At 68.6% G+C, this 26,035-nt stretch carries 20 protein-coding genes and 3 pseudogenes; 14 read left to right on the top strand and 9 right to left on the bottom strand.

The window, feature by feature from the left end; genetic code table 11:
* Nucleotides 1-7: 7 nt before the first annotated feature.
* On the bottom strand, nt 8-418 hold the full coding sequence (locus tag MTY59_RS23795; protein WP_221043330.1) for a group I truncated hemoglobin: 411 nt from the start codon (nt 416-418) through the stop codon (nt 8-10).
* Between the two features lie 284 nt (nt 419-702).
* Between MTY59_RS23795 and MTY59_RS23790 the strand changes: the two genes are divergently transcribed.
* The 4 genes from MTY59_RS23790 to dnaE all read left to right on the top strand — a co-directional run bounded on the left by MTY59_RS23790 (nt 703) and on the right by dnaE (nt 6,728).
* Nucleotides 703-1,743: an SDR family NAD(P)-dependent oxidoreductase gene (locus tag MTY59_RS23790; RefSeq protein WP_221043329.1), complete on the top strand. Its 1,041-nt coding sequence runs from the start codon at nt 703-705 to the stop codon at nt 1,741-1,743.
* Between the two features lie 4 nt (nt 1,744-1,747).
* Nucleotides 1,748-2,551 (top strand): SDR family NAD(P)-dependent oxidoreductase, encoded by an 804-nt coding sequence (locus MTY59_RS23785; RefSeq protein WP_221043328.1) that lies wholly within the window; start codon nt 1,748-1,750, stop codon nt 2,549-2,551.
* A gap of 83 nt (nt 2,552-2,634) precedes the next feature.
* Nucleotides 2,635-3,066, top strand: a complete 432-nt coding sequence (locus MTY59_RS23780; protein WP_221043327.1) for a type II toxin-antitoxin system Rv0910 family toxin — start codon at nt 2,635-2,637, stop codon at nt 3,064-3,066.
* 122 nt (nt 3,067-3,188) lie between these two features.
* Nucleotides 3,189-6,728, top strand: coding sequence for a DNA polymerase III subunit alpha (dnaE, locus tag MTY59_RS23775; protein WP_221043326.1), 3,540 nt, complete (start codon nt 3,189-3,191; stop codon nt 6,726-6,728).
* 54 nt (nt 6,729-6,782) lie between these two features.
* Here the strand turns inward: dnaE and MTY59_RS23770 are convergent, their stop codons facing one another.
* Nucleotides 6,783-7,655, bottom strand: a complete 873-nt coding sequence (locus MTY59_RS23770) for an MBL fold metallo-hydrolase (protein WP_250160647.1) — start codon at nt 7,653-7,655, stop codon at nt 6,783-6,785.
* Between the two features lie 80 nt (nt 7,656-7,735).
* Complete coding sequence (locus MTY59_RS23765) at nt 7,736-8,182, bottom strand: PPOX class F420-dependent oxidoreductase (protein ID WP_221043324.1); 447 nt, start codon at nt 8,180-8,182, stop codon at nt 7,736-7,738.
* Between the two features lie 60 nt (nt 8,183-8,242).
* Here MTY59_RS23765 and MTY59_RS23760 point away from each other — a divergent pair, with 60 nt between their 5' ends.
* From MTY59_RS23760 to MTY59_RS23740, 5 genes and pseudogenes are all read left to right on the top strand, one after another.
* Entirely contained in the window at nt 8,243-8,644 is a 402-nt protein-coding gene (locus MTY59_RS23760) for a helix-turn-helix domain-containing protein (RefSeq protein ID WP_221043323.1), read from the top strand.
* Nucleotides 8,641-9,117 (top strand): VOC family protein, encoded by a 477-nt coding sequence (locus MTY59_RS23755; protein ID WP_221043322.1) that lies wholly within the window; start codon nt 8,641-8,643, stop codon nt 9,115-9,117. The genes MTY59_RS23760 and MTY59_RS23755 overlap by 4 nt, the downstream gene beginning before the upstream one ends.
* Nucleotides 9,118-9,207: 90 nt before the next feature.
* Nucleotides 9,208-11,033, top strand: a pseudogene (gene fadD11, locus MTY59_RS23750) (fatty acid--CoA ligase FadD11).
* Complete coding sequence (locus tag MTY59_RS23745; RefSeq protein WP_221043321.1) at nt 11,030-12,922, top strand: lysophospholipid acyltransferase; 1,893 nt, start codon at nt 11,030-11,032, stop codon at nt 12,920-12,922. Before fadD11 ends, MTY59_RS23745 begins: the two are co-directional and overlap by 4 nt.
* Nucleotides 12,923-13,040: 118 nt before the next feature.
* Complete coding sequence (locus MTY59_RS23740; RefSeq protein WP_221043320.1) at nt 13,041-13,820, top strand: DUF6065 family protein; 780 nt, start codon at nt 13,041-13,043, stop codon at nt 13,818-13,820.
* A 7-nt stretch (nt 13,821-13,827) separates the two neighbouring features.
* Here the strand turns inward: MTY59_RS23740 and MTY59_RS23735 are convergent, their stop codons facing one another.
* Together MTY59_RS23735 and MTY59_RS23730 are read right to left on the bottom strand one after the other, a co-directional pair.
* Nucleotides 13,828-15,291, bottom strand: coding sequence for an FAD-dependent oxidoreductase (locus tag MTY59_RS23735; protein ID WP_221043319.1), 1,464 nt, complete (start codon nt 15,289-15,291; stop codon nt 13,828-13,830).
* A complete protein-coding gene (locus tag MTY59_RS23730; protein ID WP_221043318.1) occupies nt 15,288-15,695 on the bottom strand; it encodes a hypothetical protein in 408 nt (135 codons plus the stop codon). The genes MTY59_RS23735 and MTY59_RS23730 overlap by 4 nt, the downstream gene beginning before the upstream one ends.
* Before the next feature lie 95 nt (nt 15,696-15,790).
* Here MTY59_RS23730 and MTY59_RS23725 point away from each other — a divergent pair, with 95 nt between their 5' ends.
* The 4 genes and pseudogenes from MTY59_RS23725 to MTY59_RS23710 all read left to right on the top strand — a co-directional run bounded on the left by MTY59_RS23725 (nt 15,791) and on the right by MTY59_RS23710 (nt 19,644).
* The gene (locus MTY59_RS23725; RefSeq protein WP_221043317.1) at nt 15,791-16,378 is read left to right on the top strand and encodes a TetR/AcrR family transcriptional regulator; all 588 of its coding nucleotides are present in this window, start codon (nt 15,791-15,793) and stop codon (nt 16,376-16,378) included.
* Nucleotides 16,379-16,388: 10 nt separating this feature from the next.
* Nucleotides 16,389-16,826, top strand: a complete 438-nt coding sequence (locus tag MTY59_RS23720; protein WP_221043316.1) for a nitroreductase family deazaflavin-dependent oxidoreductase — start codon at nt 16,389-16,391, stop codon at nt 16,824-16,826.
* A 38-nt stretch (nt 16,827-16,864) separates the two neighbouring features.
* Nucleotides 16,865-18,148 (top strand): threonine ammonia-lyase, encoded by a 1,284-nt coding sequence (ilvA, locus tag MTY59_RS23715; protein WP_221043315.1) that lies wholly within the window; start codon nt 16,865-16,867, stop codon nt 18,146-18,148.
* A 103-nt stretch (nt 18,149-18,251) separates the two neighbouring features.
* A pseudogene (locus MTY59_RS23710) lies at nt 18,252-19,644 on the top strand (ISNCY family transposase).
* Nucleotides 19,645-19,706: 62 nt separating this feature from the next.
* Here the strand turns inward: MTY59_RS23710 and MTY59_RS23705 are convergent.
* Nucleotides 19,707-20,394: pseudogene (locus MTY59_RS23705) on the bottom strand (pyridoxamine 5'-phosphate oxidase family protein).
* 40 nt (nt 20,395-20,434) lie between these two features.
* On the opposite strand from MTY59_RS23705, the gene MTY59_RS23700 reads away from it, so the two are divergent.
* Nucleotides 20,435-21,763, top strand: coding sequence for an aminotransferase class I/II-fold pyridoxal phosphate-dependent enzyme (locus MTY59_RS23700; RefSeq protein WP_221043314.1), 1,329 nt, complete (start codon nt 20,435-20,437; stop codon nt 21,761-21,763).
* A gap of 7 nt (nt 21,764-21,770) precedes the next feature.
* Here the strand turns inward: MTY59_RS23700 and MTY59_RS23695 are convergent, their stop codons facing one another.
* From MTY59_RS23695 to treY, 3 genes are read right to left on the bottom strand one after another with little or no spacing between them, the layout of a single operon-like run.
* Nucleotides 21,771-21,953, bottom strand: coding sequence for a hypothetical protein (locus tag MTY59_RS23695; RefSeq protein WP_221043313.1), 183 nt, complete (start codon nt 21,951-21,953; stop codon nt 21,771-21,773).
* 56 nt (nt 21,954-22,009) lie between these two features.
* Nucleotides 22,010-23,740 carry a malto-oligosyltrehalose trehalohydrolase gene (gene treZ / locus MTY59_RS23690; RefSeq protein ID WP_221043312.1) on the bottom strand — a complete coding sequence of 577 codons (1,731 nt, stop codon included), beginning with the start codon at nt 23,738-23,740 and terminating at the stop codon, nt 22,010-22,012.
* Entirely contained in the window at nt 23,733-26,033 is a 2,301-nt protein-coding gene (gene treY, locus MTY59_RS23685; protein WP_221043311.1) for a malto-oligosyltrehalose synthase, read from the bottom strand. The genes treZ and treY overlap by 8 nt, the downstream gene beginning before the upstream one ends.
* Nucleotides 26,034-26,035 lie beyond the last annotated feature (2 nt).

Raw genomic sequence — 26,035 nt, 5'->3', positions numbered from 1 at the left:
CAAACGGTCAAACCCGGACCTTGCCTGCGTCGCCCGTGGCGATCTCCGGGGCCAGCGGCGCTATCGCGCCGAGTATCTCGGTGACCGTCTCCGACGGCACCCCGGCGGCGGCCAGCGCGTCGGCCAGATGGCCGGCCACCAGATTGAAGTGGTGCGTGGTGATCCCGCGGCCCTGGTGCACCTGCTTCATCGGCGCGCCGGTGTAGGGCTCCGGGCCGCCCAGGGCGGCGGCGAAGAACTCCACCTGTTTGCCCTTGAGGCGGTTCATGTTCGTGCCGGTGAAGAAGCCGGACAGTTGATCGTCGGCAAGCACGCGAACGTAGAAGTCCTCGACCACGACTTCGATCGCCTCGTGCCCACCGATCCGGTCGTAGATGGGTGCCGGTCCGGGCTTGCGGAAGCGCGCCAGAATTTTCATAAGAACGATTGGAACATTGCGGCGTTGCTCGTCAGTTAGTGCGCGATCACACCCGGATTGCCCTGTGTAACAAGCGGATTGCCCACAGCTGGCGACCGTCGCCGGCGAACCGTGAGACCCGCCGTCGCGTTACATGGCGGCAATCCGCATCGGGCTGAGCGACTGATGCCCTAGGTTGGCTTAATGATGCACGTCACATCACTCGCACAGCCCCGCAAGGCGGTCGTGGTCAACGGGCAGGCCAGTTGCGGTCGGGGGGCTCACATCATCAGGAGCGAATGCCGATGAATCTCGGTGACTTAACGAACTTGGTGGAGAACTCGATCGGGAACCTGGTGGAAAAGCCACTGGCCGCGGTGTCCCACATCGTCAACACCCCGAACTCGGCCGGACGGTACCGACCGTTCTATCTGAGGAATCTGCTGGACGCGGTGCAGGGCCGCACGCTCGAGGACGCCGTCGAGGGCAAGACCGCCCTGATCACCGGGGGATCCTCGGGCATCGGGGAGGCCGCCGCGAAGAAGATCGCGGAGGCCGGCGGTGCAGTGGCGCTGGTGGCGCGCACCCGGGAGAACCTCGAGAAGGTCGCCGACGAGATCCGCGATAGTGGTGGGACCGCCCACGTCTACCCGTGCGACCTGACCGACATGGACGCCATCGCCGCGATGGCCGATCAGGTGCTCGACGAGCTGGGCGGCGTCGACATCCTGATCAACAACGCGGGACGCTCGATCCGGCGCTCGCTGGAGCTGTCCTACGACCGGATCCACGACTATCAGCGGACCATGCAGCTCAACTACCTGGGCGCGGTCCAGCTGATCCTCAAGTTCGTCCCCGGCATGCGGGAACGTGGCTTCGGCCACATTGTCAACGTCTCCTCGGTCGGCGTACAGACCCGCGCGCCGCGCTTCGGCGCCTATATCGCCAGCAAGGCCGCGCTGGACAGCCTGTGCGATTCGCTGCAGGGCGAGACCGTCAACGACGGCGTGCGGTTCACCACGGTGCACATGGCGCTGGTGCGCACGCCGATGATCAGCCCGACCACGCTCTACGACAAGTTTCCGGCGCTGACGCCCGAGCAGGCGGCCGGGGTGATCGCGGACGCGATCGTGCACCGGCCGCGGCGGGCCAGCTCGCCGTTCGGCCAGTTCGCCGCGCTCGCCGATGCGGTCAACCCGGCGGTGATGGACCGGGTGCGCAACCGGGCGTTTGAAATGTTCGGCGACTCCGATGCCGCGAAGGGTGATGAATCGCCAACCGAGGCAACGAAATTCGATAAGCGAAGCGAGGCGTTTGTGCGGGCGACCCGAGGGATACATTGGTAACACCATGAGCCTTCCAAAACCTGACATTCAAACCACCGTCGTCATCACCGGCGCCTCGTCCGGCATCGGCGCCGAACTGGCCCGCGGGTTGGCCCGCCGCGGCTTCCCGCTGCTGCTGGTCGCGCGGCGCCGCGAGCGCCTCGATGAGTTGGCCAACGAGGTGGGCCAGGAGTACTCGGTCGCCGTCGAGGTGCTGCCGCTGGATCTCAGTGACGGCAAGGCGCGCGCCAAGCTGGCGGGCCGGCTGCGCAGCGAGCCGATCGCCGGCCTGTGCAACAGCGCCGGTTTCGGCACCAGCGGGGTGTTCCACGAACTGCCGGTGGACCGGGAGAGCGAGGAGGTCACCCTCAACGCGCTGGCCTTGATGGAACTCACCCACGCGGCGTTGCCCGGCATGGTCGAGCGCGGCGCCGGCGCGGTGATGAACATCGCGTCGATCGCGGGATTTCAGCCGGTGCCCTTCATGGCGGTCTATTCGGCCACCAAGGCCTTCGTGCAGACGTTTTCCGAAGCCGTGCACGAGGAGCTGCATGGGACGGGGGTGTCGGTCACCTGCCTGTGCCCGGGACCGGTGCCGACGGAGTGGGCCGAGATCGCCAACGCCGAGCGGTTCAGCATTCCCATCGCGCAGGTGTCGCCGCGCGACGTGGCCGAGTCGGCCATCGGCGGCATGCTGGCCGGCCGGCGCACGGTGGTGCCCGGCATGGTGCCCAAGGTGGTCAGCACCGGCGGGCGGTTCGTGCCGCGCAGCCTGCTGTTGCCCGGCATCCGGATCGGCAACCGATTCCGCGGCGGCCCCAAGAGCTGAGGCCCGGCCGTCCGCGGTCGCCGGATCACATTCGTCACATCCGTCTCTCCGGGGGACGGGTGACGAGGCGCTAGGCTCAGGCGGTGGCTGCCGTGGACCTGACCGCCGACGTCCCGATGACCCCGCAGGACATGTGGGATCGCGTGTCTGACCTGTCCGAGCTGGGCGACTGGCTGACCATGCACGAGGGATGGCGCAGCGACCTGCCCGACGAGATCGCCGAAGGCACCCAGATCGTCGGCGTGGCGCGGGCCAAGGGCTTCCGCAACCGGGTGACGTGGACTGTGACCAGGTGGGACCCGCCGCACGAGATGGTGATGTCGGGATCCGGCAAGGGCGGCGCCAAGTACGCCGTCACGCTCACCGTGCGGCCCACCGACGAGGGCTCGACGCTGGGTGTGCGCCTCGAACTGGGCGGACGGGCGCTGTTCGGTCCGGTTGGCTCGGCGGCGGCGCGCGCCGTCAAAGGCGACGTGCAGAAGTCGCTGAAGAACTTCGTCGAGTTGTACGGATAAACCGGTTCGTCGCGATCGCAAGCGCGGCGAAGCCGGGCGCGGCGGGTCGCCACCAATAAACACAGACACACGCCGCGACACGCCGAACTCGTGTCGGTCCGCGGTCATAGACTGGCGTCCCTATGAACCAGCCATCCTTCGTGCACCTGCATAACCACACCGAGTATTCGATGTTGGACGGTGCCGCGAAGATCGCGCCGATGCTGGCCGAGGTGGACCGGCTGCAAATGCCCGCGGTCGGGATGACCGACCACGGAAACATGTTCGGCGCCAGCGAGTTCTACAACGCGGCGACCAAGGCGGGGATCAAGCCGATCATCGGCGTCGAGGCCTACATCGCCCCGGCCTCGCGCTTCGACACCCGGCGGATCCTGTGGGGCGACCCGGGCCAGAAGTCCGACGACGTGTCGGGCAGCGGCTCCTACACGCACATGACGATGGTGGCCGAGAACGCCACCGGCCTGCGCAACCTGTTCAAGCTGTCCTCGCTGGCGTCGTTCGAGGGCCAGCTCGGCAAGTGGTCGCGGATGGACGCCGAGATCATCGCCGAACACGCCGAGGGCATCATCGCCACCACGGGCTGCCCGTCGGGTGAGGTGCAGACCCGGCTGCGGCTGGGTCATGAGCGCGAGGCGCTGGAGTCGGCCGCCAAATGGCGCGAGATCTTCGGCGCCGACAACTACTTCCTGGAGCTGATGGACCACGGGCTGTCCATCGAGACGCGGGTCCGCGAAGGACTGCTGGAGATCGGCCGCAAGCTCGGCATCCCGCCGCTGGCCACCAACGACTGCCACTACGTCACCCGCGACGCCGCCCACAACCACGAGGCGCTGCTGTGCGTGCAGACCGGAAAGACCCTCTCGGACCCCAACCGGTTCAAGTTCGACGGCGACGGCTACTACCTGAAGTCGGCCGCCGACATGCGCCAGATCTGGGACGACGAGGTTCCCGGCGCCTGCGACTCCACCCTGCTGATCGCCGAGCGGGTGCAGTCCTACGACGAGGTGTGGGCGCCGCGCGACCGGATGCCGATCTTTCCGGTGCCCGAGGGACACGACCAGGCGACCTGGCTGCACCACGAGGTGTTGGCGGGGCTGCAGCGCCGCTTCCCGTCCGGCGTCGGGCAGGACTACATCGACCGGGCCGAGTATGAGATCAAGGTCATCTGCGACAAGGGTTTCCCGTCCTACTTCCTGATCGTGGCCGACCTGATCAACTACGCGCGCTCGGTCGACATCCGGGTGGGGCCGGGGCGTGGCTCGGCGGCGGGCTCGCTGGTGGCCTACGCGCTGGGCATCACCAACATCGACCCGATCCCGCACGGTCTGCTGTTCGAGCGGTTCCTCAACCCGGAACGTCCGTCGGCACCAGACATCGATATCGACTTCGACGACCGTCGTCGCGGCGAGATGGTGCGCTACGCCGCCGAGAAGTGGGGCTCTGACCGCGTGGCCCAGGTCATCACCTTCGGCACCATTAAAACCAAAGCGGCGCTGAAGGATTCGGCGCGCATCCACTACGGCCAGCCCGGATTCGCGATCGCCGACCGGATCACCAAGGCGCTGCCGCCGCCGATCATGGCCAAAGACATTCCGCTGTCGGGCATCACCGACCCGGGCCATGAGCGGTACAAGGAGGCCGCCGAGGTGCGCGGCCTGATCGAAACCGACCCGGACGTGCGCACCATCTACCAGACCGCGCGCGGCCTGGAAGGCCTGATCCGCAACGCCGGCGTGCACGCGTGCGCGGTGATCATGAGCAGCGAGCCGCTGACCGAGGCCATCCCGCTATGGAAGCGGCCCCAGGACGGCGCCATCATCACCGGCTGGGACTACCCGTCGTGTGAGGCCATCGGCCTGCTGAAGATGGACTTCCTGGGCCTGCGGAACCTGACGATCATCGGCGACGCCCTGGAAAACATCAAGAGCAACAGGGGAATCGACCTCGACCTGGAATCGGTCCCGCTGGACGACAAGCCCACCTACGAGTTGCTCGGCCGTGGCGACACCCTGGGCGTGTTCCAGCTCGACGGCGGTCCGATGCGAGATCTGTTGCGCCGCATGCAGCCCACCGAGTTCAACGACATCGTCGCGGTGCTGGCGCTGTACCGCCCCGGCCCGATGGGCATGAACGCCCACAACGACTACGCCGACCGCAAGAACGGACGTCAGGCGGTCAAGCCGATCCACCCGGAGCTCGAGGAGCCGCTGCGCGAGATCCTGGCCGAGACGCACGGCCTGATCGTCTACCAAGAGCAGATCATGTTCATCGCCCAGAAGGTCGCCTCCTACACGATGGGCAAAGCCGACGCGCTGCGCAAGGCGATGGGCAAGAAGAAGCTCGAGGTGCTCGAGGCCGAGTACAAGGGCTTCTATGAAGGCATGACCACCAACGGCTTCTCCGAAAAAGCGGTGAAAGCGTTGTGGGACACCATCCTTCCGTTCGCCGGGTACGCGTTCAACAAGTCGCACGCGGCGGGCTACGGCCTGGTGTCCTATTGGACGGCCTACCTGAAAGCCAACTATCCTGCCGAGTACATGGCCGGCCTGCTGACGTCGGTCGGCGACGACAAGGACAAGGCCGCCGTCTATCTGGCCGACTGCCGCAAGCTCGGCATCACGGTGCTGCCCCCGGACGTCAACGAGTCGCTGGTGAACTTCGCCTCGGTGGGCCAAGACATCCGGTTCGGGCTGGGCGCGGTGCGCAACGTCGGCGCCAACGTGGTGGGTTCGCTGATCGGCACCCGCAACGGCAAGGGCAAGTTCACCGACTTCTCGGACTACCTCAATAAGATCGACGTCGCGGCCTGCAACAAGAAGGTCACCGAATCGTTGATCAAGGCGGGCGCCTTCGACTCGCTGGGTCACGCCCGAAAGGGCCTGTTCCTGGTGCACACCGACGCGGTCGACTCGGTGCTGGGCACCAAGAAGGCTGAGGCGATGGGCCAGTTCGACCTGTTCGGCGGCGGCAGTGACGGCAGCCTCACCGACTCTGTGTTCAACATCAAGGTGCCCGACGACGAGTGGGAGGACAAGCACAAGCTCGCCCTGGAGCGAGAAATGCTGGGCCTGTACGTGTCCGGACATCCGCTCAACCAGGTGGCGCACCTACTGACCGCACAGGTCGACACCCAGATTCCGGCCATCCTCGACGGCGATGTGCCCAACGACACCCAGGTGCGGGTGGGTGGCATCCTCGCCTCGGTCAACCGTCGGGTCAACAAGAACGGAATGCCCTGGGCATCAGCCCAATTGGAGGACCTCACCGGTGGCATCGAGGTGATGTTCTTCCCACAGGCGTACTCCGTGTACGGGGCCGACATCGCCGACGACGTCGTGGTGCTGATCAAGGCCAAGGTGTCGCTGCGCGACGACCGGGTCGCCCTGATCGCCAACGAGCTTGTGGTGCCCGACTTCTCCAACGCGCAGCCGAACCGCCCGCTGGCGGTCAGCCTACCGACGCGGCAGTGCACCATCGACAAGGTGACCGCGCTCAAGCAGGTGCTGGCCCGCCACCCCGGCACGTCGCAGGTGCATCTGCGCCTGATCAGCGGGGACCGGATCACCACGCTGGAACTGGATGCCTCCCTTCGGGTTACGCCGTCGCCGGCGCTGATGGGGGATCTCAAGGCGCTGCTCGGCCCGGGCTGCCTGGGCGGGTAGGCACTGCCGACTGTGCGGCTGGCCGCACACTCGTGTCCGACTGTGCGGCTCGCCTCACACTCGCGGCGCCGTCCGGGCCAATCGCGACGCCGCCTGGTGGTCGTGGGTCGGGATGATCGTCACCGCGTGCCGCACCAGGTGCAGGCGCTGCAGGGTCCTGAACGTCTCCTCACGATCCTCGTCCACCAAATTGCCTGGGTAGCTGGCCTTCTGCCGGACCTTGTCGATCTGCAAATGGTGCCAGACGGCGTCGCCGGCGATCAGGATCCAGCCACGCGCGGTGTGGGCGAGCACCCCGACGCTGCCCGGAGTGTGACCAGCCAGATCCACGAGGACGACCGAATGGTCGCCGAAGAGATCGTGGCTGGCGGTGAACGTCAACACCGGCGGCCCGTCCAGGTCGTATTCGTTGACGGGCCGGTCGCGCAGCGAATCGCGCACGCCGCCGACGGGAGCGACGGGGCCGGAACCGATCCAGTCGTGTTCGCGGCGGTGTAGGTGCACGGGGAGACCCGGCAGGTCCAGCAGACCCGACACGTGGTCCCAGTGCGCGTGGGTGGGAAGCGCGAAATCCAGGCGTGGCGCCTCGGGGAGCCGGTCCAGTGCGGTGCGGGTCGGGATGGTGCCGGCCGGCGGGCGGACCGCGACCCGCAGCACGGCGGGCAGCTGCGCGATCGCGCGTCGCTCGACGTCGACGCAGACCGCGGGGTCGACGATGATCGTCGCTTCCGGGTGGGTGAGGAGGAACGAGGTCAGCGAGTTCTCGACGCGCGCCGGGGCGAAGGTGCCCTCGACGATGGCAGCGGTCGGCACCGGGCGTGGCAGCTGGGGCAGCGCGGTCACCGCCACGGTGCGGCCGGGAGCCGGCAGTCCCGCGTCGACGACGCTGCGCAGAAACCGCTCGTCGGGCCGCTTCGGGCGCACCATCCCGAGCGCCAATCCCGCTGCAGCGCTGCAGCATCGGCGCAAGCCAGGGGAGCGGACGGGGTCGGACACCGTTGGGTGCGTCATGGCAGGTCCACCCGCACGATGACGCTGTCCGGCCACACCCCTCGGTCGCGGGCGCGCCGCAACTTCTCGCGTGCGCACAGGCCTTGGTGCACGTTGGTGATGCCGGGAACCTTGATCAGCGGGACGATGTTCCACTGCCAGCCGTAGCGGCGGTGCAGCACGCGGTTGCCGCGGGCGGCCTCGGCGCCGGACAGCACCGTGGCGCGGCCGGTCACCGTCGTCGCGCCGGGGCGCACCCGGCCCCGGTAATCGCAGGCCGCGAGCTCCACGTCGTGGCGGGCGGCCAGTCGGTTGGTCTTGGGGCCGACCTTGGTCCGGAACAGCAGGCCGGCACCGTCGAACGCGAACCAGATCGGGGTGTCTACGGGCGTGCCGTCGCGGCGAAACGATCGCAGCAGGGCGTAGCGAGAACGGCTGAGTTCGGCGTATTGGGGGATGGCCATAACATCAGTCAAGGACTTAGAGTTGGCTCGAAGTCAACCATCGAATTCCCGGGAGGTGCGATGGCGCCGAGCCTGACGATCGGGGAGGTAGCGCGCCAGGCAGGGGTGGCCGCGACGGCGTTGCGCTACTACGAGCAGATCGGGCTGGTGCCGCAGCCGGCGCGGCTGGGCGGTCAGCGCCGCTACGACGACTCGATCCTGGCCCGCCTCGAGGTGATCGCGCTGTGCAAGGCCGCCGGGTTCTCGTTGGAAGAGATCCAGCTGCTGTTCGCCGACGACGCCCCCGGGCGCCCGGCCAGCCGCGCGCTGGCCGAGGCCAAACTCGCCGAGATCGACGCCCAGATGGACTCGCTGGCCCGCGCCCGTGCCGTCATCGAGTGGGGGATGCGCTGCACGTGCCCCTCAATTGATGCCTGTACCTGTGGCATTCACCCACCCAGCCCCGGCAAGGAGCCCACATGAGCCAGCAGCACCCCATCGCCGTGCAGAACTTCTCGCATGTCTGCATCGGCGTCTCCGACATCGAGGCGTCGCTGGCCTTCTACACCGCGGTGCTGGGCATGGACGTGGTCTTCGACGTCGAACTCGCAGGCGCCGGACTGGATTCGGTCACCGGCGGCGCCGCCCAGCAGGGCCGCATGATCGGCGGGCTGATCGGGGCGGCGATGGTGGAGCTGTTGTCGTTGGGTGCGGTGCCCGAGTGCCCGAGCGGCCCGCACCTCGGCTACACCAACATGTCGTTTCGCGTCGACGATCTCGACGCCGCCTACGACACCGTGACGCGCCACCACCCCGGCGTGCGGGCCGACCCGCCCGTCGACATCGGGGGCGTGCGGATGTTCTTCATCCACGACCCCGATGGCACGCCGATCGAGCTGGTGGAGCTGCCCGGCGGCGCGACGAGCACGGTGCAGCTCTGGCGCGCGCAGGCGTGAACCGGTGAAGTCACGGGATATGTTTCCTGCCCCTGTGCTCGGACGTAGGCTCACCAGGGCAGTGCTGATGCGGCGCCGGGGAGGACGGAAATGACGACAGCCCAGGATCCGGCCACCTTGTGCGCGGCGTTTCAGCGCAACGCCGCGATCGACCCCGACGCCGTCGTGCTACGCACACCCGGTGCAACCCAGACCATGACGTGGCGCGAGTGCGCCGAACAGGTGCGCAAGGTCGCCGCCGGCCTTTCGGGGTTGGGGATTCGGCGCGGCGACGCCGTGTCGCTGATGATGGCCAACCGGATCGAGTTCTATCCGCTCGAAATCGGTGCGCAACACCTTGGGGCGACGTCGTTTTCGGTCTACAACACGCTCCCGGCCGAGCAGCTGACGTACCTGTTCGGCAACGCCGGCACCAAGGTCGCGATCTGCGAGGAGCAGTACGTGGACCGGATCCGCGCCAGCGGGGTGCCGATCGAGCACATCGTCTGCATCGACGGGGCACCGCCGGGCACCCTGTCGGTCGAGCAGCTGTACGCGGCGGCCGACGACGACTTCGACTTCGAATCGACCTGGCGCGCAGTACAACCCGACGACATCGTGACGCTCGTCTACACCTCGGGAACCACCGGAAACCCGAAAGGTGTGGAGATGACCCACGCCAACCTGCTGTTCGAGTCCCGGGCGCTCAACACCGTGCTTCCTTCGGAGTTCGGTGACCGGGTCACCTCGTATCTCCCGACGGCGCACATGGCCGACCGGGTGATGGGGCTCTACGCCCTGGAGGTGTTCGGCGCTCAGGTCACCGTCGTCGACGATCCGCGGGCCATCGCAGCCGCGCTGCCCGACGTGCGGCCCACGGTGTGGGCCGCGGTGCCGAGGGTCTGGGAAAGGCTCAAGGCGGGAATCGAATTCACCATCGCCAACGAGGCCGACGAGGTCAAGCGTCAAGCGTTGCAGTGGGCGATGGCGGTGGCCGCCAGGCGCGCCGATGCCCTGTTGACCGGTGGCCGGATGTCGGACGAGCTGGCCGCCGAATGGGCCCGGGCCGACGAGCTGGTGCTGTGCAGGCTGCGCGAGCGGCTCGGGTTCGGCGAACTGCGCTGGGCGGTCTCGGGCGCGGCGCCGATCCCCAGGGAGACGCTGGCCTTCTTTGCCGGCATCGGGATTCCGATCGCCGAGGTGTGGGGGATGTCGGAGCTGAGTTGCGTTGCGGCGGTGAGTCACCCGCGTGAGGCCCGGCTGGGTTCGGTCGGCAAGCTGCTGCCCGGGCTGGAGGGCCGGATCGCCGACGACGGCGAGTTCTTGGTCCGCGGTCCGCTGGTGATGAGGGGCTACCGCAAGGAGCCGGAGAAGACGGCCGAGGCGATCGACGCCGAGGGCTGGTTGCACACCGGCGACATCCTGGAGGCCGACGCCGAAGGCTACCTGCGCGTGGTGGATCGCAAGAAGGAGCTGATCATCAATGCGGCCGGAAAGAACATGTCCCCGGCCAACATTGAGAACGCCATCCTGGCCGCGTGTCCCATGGTCGGGGTGATGATCACCATCGGCGACGGACGGCCGTACAACACCGCACTGATGGTCTTCGACGCCGACTCGGTGGGCCCGTATGCGGTCCAGCGCGGCCTGCCCGACGCCTCGGCGGCCGCCCTGGCGGCCGACCCCGAGGTCGTCGCGCAGGTCGCGGCCGGGGTGGCCGCGGGCAACGACAAACTCTCCCGGGTGGAACAGATCAAACGGTTCCGCATCCTGCCCACCTGTGGGAACCCGGCGGTGACGAGATCACGCTGACGATGAAGCTCAAACGCAAGCCGATCATGTCGAAGTACGCCGCCGAGATCGAAGAGCTCTACGCACCCGAACCGCATCCGGAGGTGCACGAGCCCGCCGAAGCCGCCACGGTGCAGCCGGCATGAGCGGGGGACCGGCGGGGACCGCCCGGGAGATCGGCCGGGTGGGAGTGCGAAAGTTGTTGCAGCGCACTGGTCTGGTCACCGAATCGACATCGCCGCTGTCGACCGACCCGGCCGAGGTCGTCGAATTGCTGGGCGCGCCATGGTATGCGCAGCGGCTGGACAAGCTGGCCCACGACCTGGGCCGCGACCCGGAGAGCGTGCGCGCCGAGGCCGCCTGTTATCTGCGCGAGATGGCGCCCTCGCTGGACCAGCAAGCGGTGAAGGCCTGGCGCAGCTTCAGTTGCTGGCTGATGCGCGCCTATGATGTGCTGACCGACGAGGACCAGATCGCTGCGCTGCGCAAGCTGGATCGCAAAGCCACGCTGGCGTTTTCCTTTTCCCATCGCTCCTACCTGGACGGCCTACTGCTGCCCGAGGTGATCCAGGCCAACCGGCTCTCACCCGCGCTCACCTTCGGCGGCGCCAACCTGAACTTCTTCCCGATGGGCGTCTGGGCCAAGCGCACCGGGACCATCTTCATCCGTCGGCAGACCAAGGACATTCCGGTCTACCGCTTCGTGCTGCGCGCCTACGCCGCGCAGCTGGTGCAAAACCACGCCAACCTGACCTGGTCCATCGAGGGGGGCCGGACCAGGACCGGCAAGCTGCGTCCCCCGGTGTTCGGAATCCTGCGCTACATCGCCGACGCGGTCGACGAAATCGATGGCCCCGAAGTGTATTTGGTGCCGACGTCGATCGTCTACGACCAGCTGCACGAGGTGGAAGCCATGACCACCGAGGCCTATGGTGCGACGAAGCGGCCGGAAGACTTTCGCTTCCTGATCCGGCTGGCACGCCAGCAGGGTGAGCGGCTCGGCCGCGCCTACCTGGACTTCGGTGAACCGTTGCCGCTGCGCAAGCGCCTCGAGGAGCTGCGCGCCGAGGAGTCCGGCACAGGCACCGAAATCGAGCGCATCGCGTTGGACGTCGAGCACCGGATAAATCGCGCGACGCCGGTCACCCCGACCGCGGTGGTCAGCCTTGCCCTGTTGGGGGCCGACCGCTCGCTGTCCATCAGCGAGGTATTGGCCACGGTGCGGCCGCTGGCGAGCTACATCGCCGCGCACAACTGGGCTGTCGCCGGGGCCGCCGATCTGACGAACCGCTCGACCATCCGCTGGACCCTGCAGCAATTGGTCGCCTCCGGCGTCGTCAGCGTCTACGACGCGGGCACGGAACCGGTCTGGGGTATCGGCGCGGAGCAGCACCTGGTCGCCGCGTTCTACCGCAACGCGGCGATCCACATCGTGGTCGACCGTGCGATCGCCGAGACGGCATTGCTGGCCGCCGCGGAAAACGCCGAGGAGTCGGTGGACGCCCTGGTACACCCCACGGCTGTGCGCGATGAGGCGTTACGCCTGCGTGAGTTGCTGAAATTCGAGTTCTTGTTCTCGGCGCGCGCGCAGTTCGAGAAGGAACTTGCCGACGAGGTGCGCCTGATCGGGCGGGTGGAGGACACCAGCAAGGCGGCCGGCGTGGCCGACGTGCGGGGCCTGCTGGAAAAGGCCGACGTGCTGCTGGCGCACCTGGTGCTGCGCCCGTTCCTGGACGCCTACCACGTCGTCGCGGACCGGCTGGCCGCCTACGAGGACGAATCGTTCGACGAGGACGCGTTTCTTGCCGAGTGCCTGGAAGTGGGCAAGCAGTGGGAGCTGCAGCGCAGGATCGCCAGCGCCGAGTCGAGGTCGATGGAACTGTTCAAGACGGCGCTGCGGCTGGTGCGGCATCGGGAACTCGTGGACGGCTTCGATGACCTGAACATCGCCCGGCGGCGCCGCGAGTTCGCCGACGAGATCGCCACCGCGGTCCGGCGGGTGAATACCATCGCCGAGCTGGCCAGAACGCGCTGATCGCCGGTCCTTGGCGCGCGCTGCGGTTCACGGACCGTTAACGTTTGGTCGCGATAGTGCGTTGGCGACGTCGGTGATGGTCGACGGTGTTCGATAGGGCCGGTGAAGCGAGGATTTGATGAGTGAGAAGTCCAGTGGGCAGTCCCGCCCACTGATCGGGTACGTCACCCATGAGATCGCCCCCCCGATCAGCCCCGCGCCGATCGGCCGGGAGTGGATGTCGGAGATACGGCAAGGGTGGCCGCACCGGTGCCTGCCGATGCTGATCGCGAACCAAAGCGGCTGGGAGGTGCGCAACCGCAGCGCGTTCACGGCGACGTGGATGGGCGGCAACGACCGCACGAACCTGATGATCGCTCCCGACACCCGCGAGAGCGGCCAGTTCCTGCCGTCGAGCCACTTCGGCTACGGCATCTTGACCTGGCACCTGCCGATCCTGTTTCGCACCCCGCCGGGCTACAACCTCCTGGCCCGCGGGCCGGCCAACTACCCGAAGGACGCCGTCTCCCCGTTGGAAGGCATCGTCGAAACCGATTGGTCCAGTTCGAGTTTCAGCATGAACTGGAAGTTCACCCGCGAGTTCATGCCGGTGCGATTCGAGGTCGGCGAGCCGATCTGCATGATCGTGCCGCAACGCCGGGCCGAGCTGGAGGAGTTCGCCCCCGAACTTCGGCCCATCGAATCCGACGAGGAACTGCGCCGCAAGCACGAACACTTCCTCGGTTCACGCGGCGCACTGGGCCGCGAGCAGGAGGCGGCGGGCGGCGCCGGTAACGAGAAGGTGCCGTGGCAAGGGGATTACACGCGGGGCCGGCACAGCGACGGCGAGCCCGGCGCGGAAGACCACCAGACCCGCCGTCATCTCCGGGCGTTCGTCCAACCCGGTAACGCGGGCTAGAACGAAATCACCGCGCGTGCACGGTAGTTGCCGCGGCCATGTTCGTGATCCGGTCCGGCGCCTGGGCCGACGCACCGGCCCACGCGATGTAGCCGTCGGGACGCACCAGCACGGCCGGCCCGCGGTCGGCGCGTTCGGCCTGCAGCATCCCGGGTGTCGCGACCGGGGCGGCACCGTATTCGCGGATGAAGACGAAGCCGCCGCCGCGCTGCAAGTGGGCCAACCGTCCCTCGACGAGGGGTATCGCGGCGGCGCGGGTGCCCACCGGTCCGCGCCGGCCGTACCGCAACGTCGTGCCCGCGAAACTGCCGGCCACGAAGTCCTGCACCGCGGGTATCCGAAGCAGGTTGGGCGCCAACAGGTTACGTAGCCATATCGCGGGCCGCCGGTGCAGCGTCGCGCCCCGGGCGATCATCCCGGACTGCAAGAGCACCCGCTTGCCGATCGGGTGGCGTTCGTCCTGGTAGGTGTCCAGCAGGGCGTCGGCGGCGCCGCCGAGCGCCGCGTCGAGCTTCCAGGCCAGGTTCGCGGCGTCCTGAATGCCGGTGTTCATGCCCTGGCCGCCCATCGGTGAGTGCACGTGCGCGGCGTCGCCGGCCAGGAACACGCGTCCGTGCCGGTACTGCGCGACTTGCCTTTCGTCGCAATGGAATCGGGACTTCCAGCCGATCTCGATCACGCCGAAGTCGGTTCGCATGGCGCGGGCCAGGACGTCGATGATCTCGGCGTCGTCGACGGGCGCGCTGTCGGGCAGCTGGTGGTCGCGGTCCCAGACCAGGGCCCGGTACCACGAGCCGTCCCCGTCGTGGCGGTTGTAGGGGGCCAAGAACCCCAACACGTCACCGGTGGTGTTCACCACCAGCCCGCCGCGCGACGGGCCGTGGGCCAGCTTGACGTCGGCCAGCATGAGCGAGGTCAGCACCATCTTGCCGGGGAACTCGACGCCCAGCAGCGTGCGGACCGTGCTGTGCGCCCCGTCGGCGCCGAGCACGTACCGCGCCCGCCACGTCTGCCGGTGTGCGGGATCGCCGTCGCCCTTGGGGCGGGCGGTGACGGTGACGCCCGCGGCGTCCTGCTCGAGCGCGACCACCTCGACGCCGCGCCGGATGTCGGCCCCCTCGGCCACCGCGTAGCGGCGCAGTGCCGCGTCGACGTTGGTCTGCGGGGTGATCAGGACGAACGGGTAGGCCGAATTGAGGCGGGTCAGGTCGAGGCGGGCCCTGGCGAACAGGGTCACGTCCGGCCCGCGCTGCCCGACCGCGAGCAGCTCGTCGGCAGCGTCGCGCGCGTCGAGGACCTCCAGCGTCCGGGGCATGACGGCGAACGCGCGGCTGGTCGGGTTTTCGGCGGGCCAGCGCTCCAACACCGTGACCGACCGTCCGGCGCGGGCCAGGTCACCCGCGGCGGTAAGGCCGGTGGGGCCGGCCCCGACCACCAGGACGTCGACCTCGCGAACGGTAGTTGTACTCATCGGACCGCTCCTTCCGGTTGCGGGTACCAGCGACGGATGTCGCCGGGGGTGGATTGCGCTGCCTGGTTGAAGACGAAGCGGCAGCCGGGCTGGGTGATGTGCGCGATGTTGACGATCGACTCGAACAGCAGGGTGTTGCCGACGACCAGGCGAATCCCGGCGCCGATCAGCACGGCGTCGTAGCGCTTGGCGCGCAGCCACTCGCCGGCCTTCTCGGCGCCGGCGGTGCCAAAGTCGATCAGGCAGTTGTCGACCTGGTAGCCGGCGGCACGCAGACCCGCCACGTTGTCGTCGTTGGCGGCCCGCAGCACCTCCCTCGACAGGCCCGCGAACTGGGCGAACTCGGGTGACGAGTAATCGATCACGTCAGGATCGAGCCCGATCTGGATGACGGTCACGGTCATGTCCGGCCTCCTCGGCCAACCGGTTCAACAACTGTTGAAATCAACCTAAGCTCGGTTGTTGGCGATGTCAACAGTTGTTGAACTAGAATTTCGGCATGCCCACCCGCGACGGCAAAGTCACCCGCGCGACGATCCTCGGTGCGGCGCGGACCCTGTTCTCTACGCACGGCTTCGAGCGGACCACCATCCGTTCGATTGCGGCCGAGGCCGGCGTCGATCCCGCGCTCGTCATGCACTACTTCGGCAACAAGGCCGACCTGTTCGCCGCGGTCTCGCGGCTCGACATCACCTTCCCGGACCTCACCGGCGTCGCCCCGGACCGCATCGCCGACGTGCTGGTGCCGTTGCTCATCCGGGTGTGGGATCCGGCCGGGTCGTTTCTGCCGCTGCTGCGCGCGGCGGCCACCAACCGCACGGCCGCCGACGCGCTGCTGGAGGTGTTCGTCGAGAAGGTGACGCCGGCCCTGGCCTCCGTCACGCCCGACCGCGCCGCCGAGCGGACCGCGATGGTGGGATCGCAGGTGTTGGGAATCGCCATGGCGCGCAACGTCGTCGGGATGCCCGCGCTGGCCGCGATGGACGACGCGACGCTGACCGAATGGCTGCGCCCGGTGCTCGCCCACTACCTCACCGGGGCGGCACCCTTATCACAGGCCTCGCCGGACCGCGAAAACCGCGCCTAGAGTTGAGGCCATGCCGCTAAAAGGGGAGTACCTGCCGAGCCCATTGGATTGGTCTCGCGAGCAAGCCGACAAATACGCCGAGTCGGGGGGAGCCGAGGCCGCCGACATGAAGGGCAAGCCGATCATTCTGCTGACCACGGTCGGCGCGAAGACCGGCAAACTGCGCAAGACACCGCTGATGAGGGTCGAGCACGACGGCCAGTACGCGGTCGTCGCCTCACTGGGCGGGGCGCCGAAGCACCCGGTCTGGTACCACAACATCAAGAAGAACCCCCGCGTCGAGCTGCAGGACGGCTCGGTGACCCGCGATTACGAGGCCCGGGAGGTCTTCGACGATGAGAAGGCCACCTGGTGGGAGCGTGCCGTGCAGGCGTGGCCGGACTACGCCGAGTATCAGACCAAGACCGACCGCCAGATCCCGGTGTTCGTGCTGACCCCGGTCGGCTGAATTCCGGAGTTGGTCGGCCGTCGTGGCACCATTAATCAGTGTCCGCCGAATTGAGCCAGAGCCCGAGCGTCTCGCCGTTATCCGCGGCTGACATCGACAGCGCGGCCAAGCGGATCGCCGCGGTGGTCGCGCCGACCCCGCTGCAGTTCAGCGATCGGTTATCGGCGCTCACCGGCGCGCAGGTCTACCTCAAGCGCGAGGACCTGCAGATCGTGCGCTCCTACAAGCTGCGCGGCGCCTACAACCTGCTGGTCCAGCTGTCCGAGGCGGAGCTGGCCGCGGGCGTGGTGTGCTCCTCGGCGGGCAACCACGCGCAGGGTTTCGCCTACGCGTGCCGGATGTTGCAGGTGCACGGCCGCGTCTATGTGCCGGCCAAGACGCCCATGCAGAAGCGCGACCGGATCCGCTATCACGGCGGCGACTTCATCGACCTGATCGTGGGCGGCACCACCTACGACCTCGCCGCCGAGGCGGCGCTGGCCGACGTGCAGAGCACCGGCGCCACCCTGGTGCCGCCCTATGACGATCTGCGCACCATGGCGGGCCAGGGCACCATCGGCGTCGAACTGCTCGATCAGCTCGACAACGAGCCGGACCTGGTGGTCGTCCCGGTGGGCGGCGGCGGCTGCATCGCCGGCATCACCACCTATCTCGCCGAGCGCACCGACAACACCTCGGTGCTGGGCGTCGAGCCGGCCGGCGCCGCGGCGATGATGGCCGCGCTGTCCGCCGGCGAGCCGGTGACGCTGGACCACGTCGACCAGTTCGTCGACGGTGCCGCGGTGCGCCGGGCGGGCGACCTGACCTACGCCGCGCTGGCGGCCGCCGGCGACATGGTGTCGATCACCGCGGTCGACGAGGGAGCGGTGTGCACCTCGATGCTCGGGCTGTATCAGAACGAGGGCATCATCGCCGAGCCCGCGGGTGCGCTGTCCGTCACCGGGTTGCTGGACGCCGACATCGAGCCGGGATCCACTGTGGTGTGCCTGATTTCGGGCGGCAACAACGACGTGTCGCGCTACGGCGAGGTGCTCGAGCGCTCGCTGGTCCACCTCGGCCTCAAGCATTACTTCCTGGTGGACTTTCCGCAGGAACCCGGCGCGCTGCGCCGCTTCCTCGACACGGTGCTCGGGCCGGACGACGACATCACCCTGTTCGAGTACGTCAAGCGCAACAACCGGGAGACCGGTGAGGCGCTGGTCGGCATCCAGCTGGGGTCGTCGGCCGACCTGGACGGCCTGCTGGCCCGGATGCGTGCGACGGAGTTGCACGTCGAGAGCCTCAAACCGGGCTCGCCGGCCTACCGATACCTGCTGCTCTAGCTACTTCGACCTGAAAAAGTCGGGGTGTGGCGGTGGCTGAAGTGGCCGTTGTTTGACGAGATGATGGCCTCGAACCCTTGGGCAAGAAGGGATCGAGGCCATCGTGCTGAGAACTTTAAACGACCAGCCGTCGTTGTGGGACGCGATACTGCCGTCGGAGCTGCTGGTGTTGCCCGACGAATTGGCGCGGGTGGACAGGCTGCTCGACGACCCAGCGTTCTTCGCGCCTTTCGTGTCGTTTTTCGACGCACGAATGGGGCGTCCGTCGGTACCGATGGAGACCTATCTGCGGATGATGTTCCTGAAGTTCCGTTACGGGCTGGGTTATGAGTCGCTGTGTCGTGAGGTGGGTGATTCGATTTCCTGGCAACGGTTTTGCCGAATCCCGTTCGGCACACGGGTCCCGCATCCGACCACGTTGATGAAGCTGACCCGCCGGTGCGGCGATGCTGCGGTGGCCGGGCTCAACGATGCGCTGTTGGCCAAAGCCACCGAGCGCAAATTGCTGCGAACCGACAAGGTCCGTGCGGATACCACCGTGGTGCCAGCGGCGGTGGCCTATCCGACCGACTCGGGTTTGTTGGCCAAGGCCGTGGGCAGCATCGCTGGCACGATCACGCGTATTCAAGCCGCCGGCGGAGCGACGCGCACCCGGGTGCGCGACCGCAGTCGCTCCGCGGGGGCAGCGGGCCCGTTCGATCGCGGCCAAGCTGCGTCTGCGCGGTGCAGCGGCGCGCGAGGAGGGCCAGGCTGCGGTGCTGCGGATTACCGGGGATCTGGCCGGTATCGCCGAATCGACGGTGCGTGATGCCCAGGCGGTGCTGCGCAACGCCCGACGGAGTCTGCCCACCGCGACCGGTCGGCGTTGCGGCCAATTGCGCCGAGCGATCAATGACCTCGATACGCTGTTGCAACGCACCGCTCTAGTGGTGGCTCAGACCCGCAGCCGGCTGGCCGGAGTGATGCCTGATTCAGCGACCCGGATGGTCAGTTTCCATGACGTCGATGCCCGCCCCATCCGCAAGGGTCGGCTCGGTAAGCCGGTGGAGTTCGGTTACAAAGCCCAGGTCGTAGACAACGCCGACGGGGTCATCCTCGACCACACCGTCGAGACCGGAAACCCTGCTGATGCACCGCAATTGGTGCCGGCCATCGCACGCATAACAGAACGCACCGGTGGTGCACCAACAGCGGTGACTGCTGATCGCGGCTATGGATACGCGTCGGTGGAAACCGAACTGCACGACCTCGGGGTTCGCCGCGTCGCGATCCCGCGTGCCAATAAGCCCAGTGCCACCCGCCGGGAGTTCGAACACCGAAGAGCATTCCGCACCAAGATCAAATGGCGAACCGGATGTGAAGGCCGGATCAACCACCTCAAACGCAGCTACGGTTGGAACCGCACCGAGTTGACCACCCTGACGGGAGCTCGAACCTGGTGCGGACACGGAGTCTTCGCCCACAACCTGGTCAAGATCAGCGCCCTGGCCGCATGAACAGCGCAGACCAGCAGCCCGATCGACCAGCCTCGGCCGTCAGCTCGAGCGCCCTCAGACCATCAACCGTTTTTCAGGTCGAAGTAGCTAGCCCCCAGGTAGCGCGGCAGCGCGACCCCGGGGTCGAGGTCGTCGGCGGGCACCGGCGTTCCGGCCGTGAGGCTCAGCGGCACCACGCCCGCCCAGTGAGGCAGCGGAAGGTCCTGCGGATCGTCGGCCGGGGGACCGCTGCGCACCTTCGCCGACACCTCGACGAGGTCGAGCGCGAGCACCCCGGTCGCGGCGAGCTCGCGGGCATCGGGCGCCCTGCAGTCGGCGGCGCGCCCCGGCGCGATGTGGTCGAGCAGGCAGCTCAGCGCGCGCGACTTCTCCGCCGGATCGTCGACGACGCGGGCGTCGCCCACCGCGACCACCGAGCGGAAGTTCACCGAGTGGTGCATCGCCGACCGGGCCAGCACCAGCCCGTCGACCAGGGTGACGGTGACGCAGACCGGCAGGCCCGACCCGGACGCCTGGGCCGCCCTGGCCGCCAGCAATGGGCCGCCGCCCGTCGAACCGTGCAGGTAGAGCGTTTCGTCGAGCCGGGCATGTGTCGTGGGCAAGACCACCGTCCCGACCGGCGCTCGAGTAGCCCAGGTGGCAGATCAGCGCCTCGTCGAGGATGTCGCGAATGGCGCTGCGCTCGTAGCGGGCGCGCTCCCGGTAGCGGGTCGGGGTGGTGCGTGCCGTCGGCTGGTATGCGGTGTCCACAAGATTGCCCTCTAGTTTGTTCTAGTACATAATGGATTGCGTGCCAGTACAAAACAGCATAACCGGATCCGGGGCGGAATCCATAGCCGCCAGCATCGAAGCGGCGATCTCGGCCGGCTCCCTGGCTCCCGGCGATGCGCTCCCGCCGGTGCGCGAGCTGGCCACCCGGCTCGGCGTGAACGCGAACACCGCCGCCGCGGCCTACCGCCTGCTGCGGCATCGCGGGGCCGTCGAGACCGCCGGCCGGCGCGGCACCCGCGTGCGTCATCGCCCGGCGACCACCCCGCGCTCGCTGCTCGGCCTCGACGTGCCCGCGGGCGTGCGCGACCTGTCGACCGGCAACCCGCACCCGGACCTGTTGCCCATCGCCGGCGCCTCGCTGGCCGGCCCGGGTGCCGGCCCTCCCGTGCTGTACGGCGAGCCGGCCGTCTCGCCGGCGCTGGAGGAATTCGCCCGCCGTGCGCTGCTCGCGGACGGGATCCCCGCCGATCACCTGGCCGTGACCAGCGGCGCGCTGGACGGCATCGAGCGCGCGCTCACCGCGCATCTGCGCCCCGGTGATCGTGTCGCCGTCGAGGATCCGGGCTGGGCCAACCTCCTCGATCTCTTTGCCGCACTGGGGCTTTCGGCCGAACCGGTGCGGGTCGACGACGAAGGCCCGCTGGCCGACGACCTGGCCCGGGCGCTGGGCAGTGGGGTGCGTGCGCTGGTGCTCACCAACCGCGCCCAAAACCCCACTGGCGCTGCGCTTTCGGCGCATCGCGCCGAGTCGCTGCGTCCGCTGTTGGCGCGGCGGGCCGAGGATCTGCTGCTGGTCGAAGACGACCACTGCGCGGGCATCTCCGGGGCACCGCTGCACACCCTGGCCGGCTGCACCGCGCACTGGGCGTTCGTCCGCTCGGCATCCAAGGCGTACGGCCCCGACCTGCGGGTGGCCGTGCTGGCCGGGGACCACCGCACGATTGAGCGCGTGCACGGCCGGTTGCGGCTCGGGCCGGGCTGGGTGAGCCACTTCCTGCAGCGGCTCGCCGTCGCCCTGTGGTCCGACCAGGCGGCCGGGGAGCTGGTCGCGACGGCCGAGCGGCACTACGCCGACAGCCGCCAACGGCTCTGCGGCGCCCTGACCGAACGCGGTCTACCGGCTCACGGCCGCTCCGGGCTCAACGTGTGGGTGCCGGTTCCCGACGAGACGGTCGCGGTATCGCGGCTGCTCGGCGGGGGCTGGGCGGCGGCCCCGGGCAGCCGGTTCCGGATGAACACGCCGCCGGGCATCCGCATCACGATCTCCGACGTGACTCCCGACGAGATCGATCCACTCGCCGACGCGGTCGCCCGGGCGGTGCATCCGGCCGGGCGGGCCACCGTCTAGCCGCGGCTCAAGCGCCCTCCTGGTCGTCACCGGCGCCGGGCCCGGGGCCGCTCCACAATTGCTCGACGCTGGGATACGGCGGCATGTCGTGACGCACGGTGCGGCGGCCCGACGCCGGATTGGTGGCGCGGCGGCTCGGCTTGCGCAGACAAATCCGCCTTAGCGGGGGACCGAATTCAGATTGACTCATGGCGGCATCATCGGGGGTGCGCCCGCCGTGCCGCTATTCAGTTATCCACAGGCCGCTCAGACCGACAGGATGGCGAACGAATGGCCTTGTAGCACAGTGCCGTCGGCATCGACGTCCGGCTCGTCCCAGGCCAGCACCACCTCGCCGGTGAGGGGGACCCTAACCTGCTCGGCGCCGAGGTTGCACACGATGCGCAACCGGCCACGTGACATGCTGATCCAGCGTTCGTCCTCGTCGAATTCGACCGCGAGGTGTTCCAGCCAGGGATCGGCCATGTCGGGGTGGTTGCGCCGCAAGGCGATCAGGTCGCGATACAGGCCGAGCAGCCGGGCGTGCTCGCCGGTGTCGACCTCGGCCCAGGCCAGTTTGGAGCGCGCGAACGTCTGGGGGTCCTGCGGGTCGGGGATCTCGTCGGCGTCCCAGCCGTGTTCGGCGAACTCGGCCTTGCGTCCTTCGGCCGTCGCCCGCGCCAGCTCCGGTTCGGGGTGCGAGCTGAAGAACTGGAACGGGGTCGAGGCCCCGTACTCCTCACCCATGAAAAGCATGGTGGTGTAGGGAGATCCGAGCGCGAGCGCGGCCTTGATGGCCAGCTGGCCGCCGGTCAGGTTCTGCGACGGGCGGTCTCCCAGGGCGCGATTGCCGACCTGATCGTGCGTGCAGGTGTAGGCGACCAGCCGGGTGGCCGGGATGCCCGACTTCTCGCTGGTGTCCAGCGGCCGCCCGTGGCGGCGGCGCCGGAACGACGAATAGGTGGCGGCGTGGAAGTACCCGCGGCCCAGCGTCTGCGCCAGGGTGGCGAGGCTGCCGAAGTCGCCGTAGTAGCCCTGGCGCTCGCCGGACACCGCGGTGTGGATGGCGTGATGGATGTCGTCGGCCCATTGCCCGGTCAGGCCGTAGCCGCCCCGATCGCGCGCGGTGATCAGCCGCGGGTCGTTCAGGTCGCTCTCGGCGATCAGCGACAGCGGGCGGCCCAATTGATGTGCCAGCCAGTCCGTTTCGGTGGCGAGCTCCTCGAGGATGTGGATCGCGGTGGTGTCCACCAGCGCGTGCACCGCGTCCAACCGAAGGCCGTCGGCATGAAAATCGCGCATCCAGCGCAGCGCACACCCGATGATGTAGCGGCGCACCTCGTCGGAATCGGCGTCGGCGATGTTGATACCCTCGCCCCACGGGTTGCTGGCCGACGACAGGTAGGGGCCGTACCGCGGCAGGTAGTTGCCCGACGGGCCGAGGTGGTTGAAGACCGCGTCGATCAGCACCCCCAAACCCTTGGCGTGGCAGGCGTCGACGAAGCGGACCAGCCCGTCGGGGCCGCCGTAGGGTTCGTGCACGCTGTACCACAGCACGCCGTCGTATCCCCAACCATGAGTGCCGGCAAAGGAATTCACCGGCATCAGCTCGACGAAGTCCACGCCGAGATCGACCAGATAGTCCAGCTTTTCGATGGCCGCGTCGAACGTGCCGGCCTCGGTGAACGTGCCCAGGTGCAGCTCGTAGATCACCGCACCCTCGACCGCGCGGCCGCCCCACCCGCTGTCGGTCCACTTGGCGGCGGCCGGATCCCACAACTGCGAGCGGGCGTGCACCCCCTCGGGCTGGCGGGCCGACCGTGGGTCGGGCAGCACGGTGGGGTCGTCGTCGAGCAGGTAGCCGTAGCGGGCGGCGGGCGCGGTGTCCACGCTGGCATGCCACCAACCGTCGCCCGAGCGCGTCATGGCGTGCGTCTGGCCGTCGACGTCGAGCCGAACCCGCGCGGGTGTGGGCGCCCAGACCCGGAATTCAGTCATGGTGGCGCTCCAGCAGAACAACCGGCAGATCGGCGAACAATTGGGCGGCCGACGTCGGGCCGTCGGCGATCACCCCGGTGAGCGCGTCCTTCCAGGTTCCGTCCGGGAGTGGCAAAACCGTGTTACCCCAGCCCGTTTCGGTCAGCCGCACGGTCCACCGGGTCACGGCCACCACGATGTCCTCGCCCCGGCGGAAGGCCAGCACGTGATCGGCGGCGTCGCCGTTGGCCAGCACCGGAACGTAGTCGCCGTGCAGGAAGGCGTCGGGCTGGTTGCGGCGCACGCGAAGTGCGGTGGTGACGACCCGGATTTTCGGGTGCTCCAACGCCTGCAGGGCGGCGCGCCGGGCGGCGTAGTCGACGGCCCGGCGGTTGTCCGGGTCGACCAGGCTGTCGTCCCAGAGCTCGGTGCCCTGATACACGTCCGGGATCCCGGGCACGGTCAGCGCCAGCAGCTTCTGGGCCAGCGCGTCACTGGCGGCATGCGGATTGAGTTGGGCGACAAGCTCGGTCAGCTGGCCGGCCACCGGGCCGTCGAGCACGGTGTCCAGCCACCGGTGCACCGCGTCCTCGAAGTCGGCGTCCGGGTCGTTCCACGAGGTGTGCCAGGACGCTTCCCGGATGGCCTTCTCGGTGTAGGCGTGCAGCCGGTCCCGCAGCGCGTCGGTGACCTCGCCGTTGACCGGCCACACGCCGAAGATGTTCTGCCACAGGAACTGTCCGGTCGCCGGATCGGGGGAGGGCGCGGCGATCTCCCAGCGCGCGAGGAACTCGGTCCACAGCGACGGCACCTGGGACAGCACCGAAATCCGGGCCCGCACGTCCTCGCCGCGCTTGGTGTCATGGGTGGTCAGCGTGGTCATGGTCTGCGGCCACAACCGGGCCCGGGTGGCGGCGCTGTGATGGAATTCGGCCGCACCGACACCGAAGCGGTGCGGTTCACCGCCCACCTCGTTCAGCGAAACCAGCCGGGCGTCACGGTAGAACAAGCAGTCCTCGACGGCCTTGGCGGTGACGGCGCCGCACAGCTGCTGCAGCCGGGTGGCCGGCTCGCCGCCGCGGGCCAGCGCCGTGGCCAGCACCTGCAGTGCGGGCCCCAACTCCGGTGCGGCCGCCTGGGTTTCGGCCAGCGCGGTGGGCAGCAGCGCGACCAGGCCGGGATAGTCGCAGCGGTACACCCCGATATGGGTGAGCAGCGCGGCCACCGCGTCGGGCAGCTGCGGGTCGTCGGCGCCGGCGGCGGCCACGATGCTACGGCGCAGCCGGCGCAGCTCACTGGCCAATGTGTCAGTGGCCGCACGGAGCTTGAGATCCACCAGCATGTCCGGCATCGCCTGGTAGTCCACCCCGGCCGACTCCACCAGCGCGGTCAGCGTCGGGGCGCCCATCGGATCCACCAGGACGCCACCGGTTTCGCGCAACACGTCGTAGCCGGTGGTGCCGCCGATGGGCAGGGTCGGCTCAAGCGCCTCGTCGACGGCCAGGATCTTCTCGATCACGATCCAGGCCTCCGGGCCGGTCAGCTCGCGCAACCATGCCAGGTACCCGCACGGGTCGGACAGGCCGTCGGGGTGGTCGATGCGAATGCCGTCGACGAGCCCCTCGGTGAACCACCGCCCGACTTCGGCGTGTGTGGCATCGAAGACGACGCGGTCCTCCTGGCGCAGCCCCGCAAGCGAGGTGATCGAGAAGAACCGGCGGTAGCCGCAGACGCCGTTGCGCCAGCCCACCAGCCGGTAGTGCTGGCGGTCGTGCACCTCGGGGCCGGTGCCCCCCGCGGTGCCGGGCGCGATCGGGAACGCCAGATCGCCCAGGCGCAACAGGTCCCCGTCCACGGTGAGGCCTGCGGCGTCGTCGTCGGAGCCCAGCACCGGCAGCACGATGCGGCCGTCGTCGTCGAGGTCCCAGTCGATGTCGAAATACGTTGCGTAGGGCGAAGAGCGGCCGTTCTGAAGGACGTCCCACCACCAGGGGTTCTGGCTGGGCTGGCCGATGCCCACATGGTTGGGCACGATGTCCACGATCAGGCCCATGCCACGCGCTCGCGCCGCCGCCGACAGTCGCGCCAGCCCTTCTTTGCCGCCGATCTCGGGCGACACCGTCGTAGGGTCGGTGACGTCGTAGCCGTGGCTCGACCCCGCGGTCGCGGTCATAATCGGGGACAAATACAGGTGCGACACCCCGAGGTCGTTCAGGTAGTCGAGCAGGTTTTCCGCGTCGGCGAAGGTGAACGCGAACCCGCTGGATTCACCACGCAGCTGCAGTCGGTAGGTGGAGATGACGGGTAAAGGCATGC

The sequence above is a fragment of the Mycobacterium senriense genome (assembly GCF_019668465.1).
GTDB classification, from domain to species: domain Bacteria; phylum Actinomycetota; class Actinomycetes; order Mycobacteriales; family Mycobacteriaceae; genus Mycobacterium; species Mycobacterium senriense.
The sequence above is the reverse complement of the archived record's forward strand: the minus strand, read 5'-3'. Positions and strand labels throughout refer to the sequence as shown.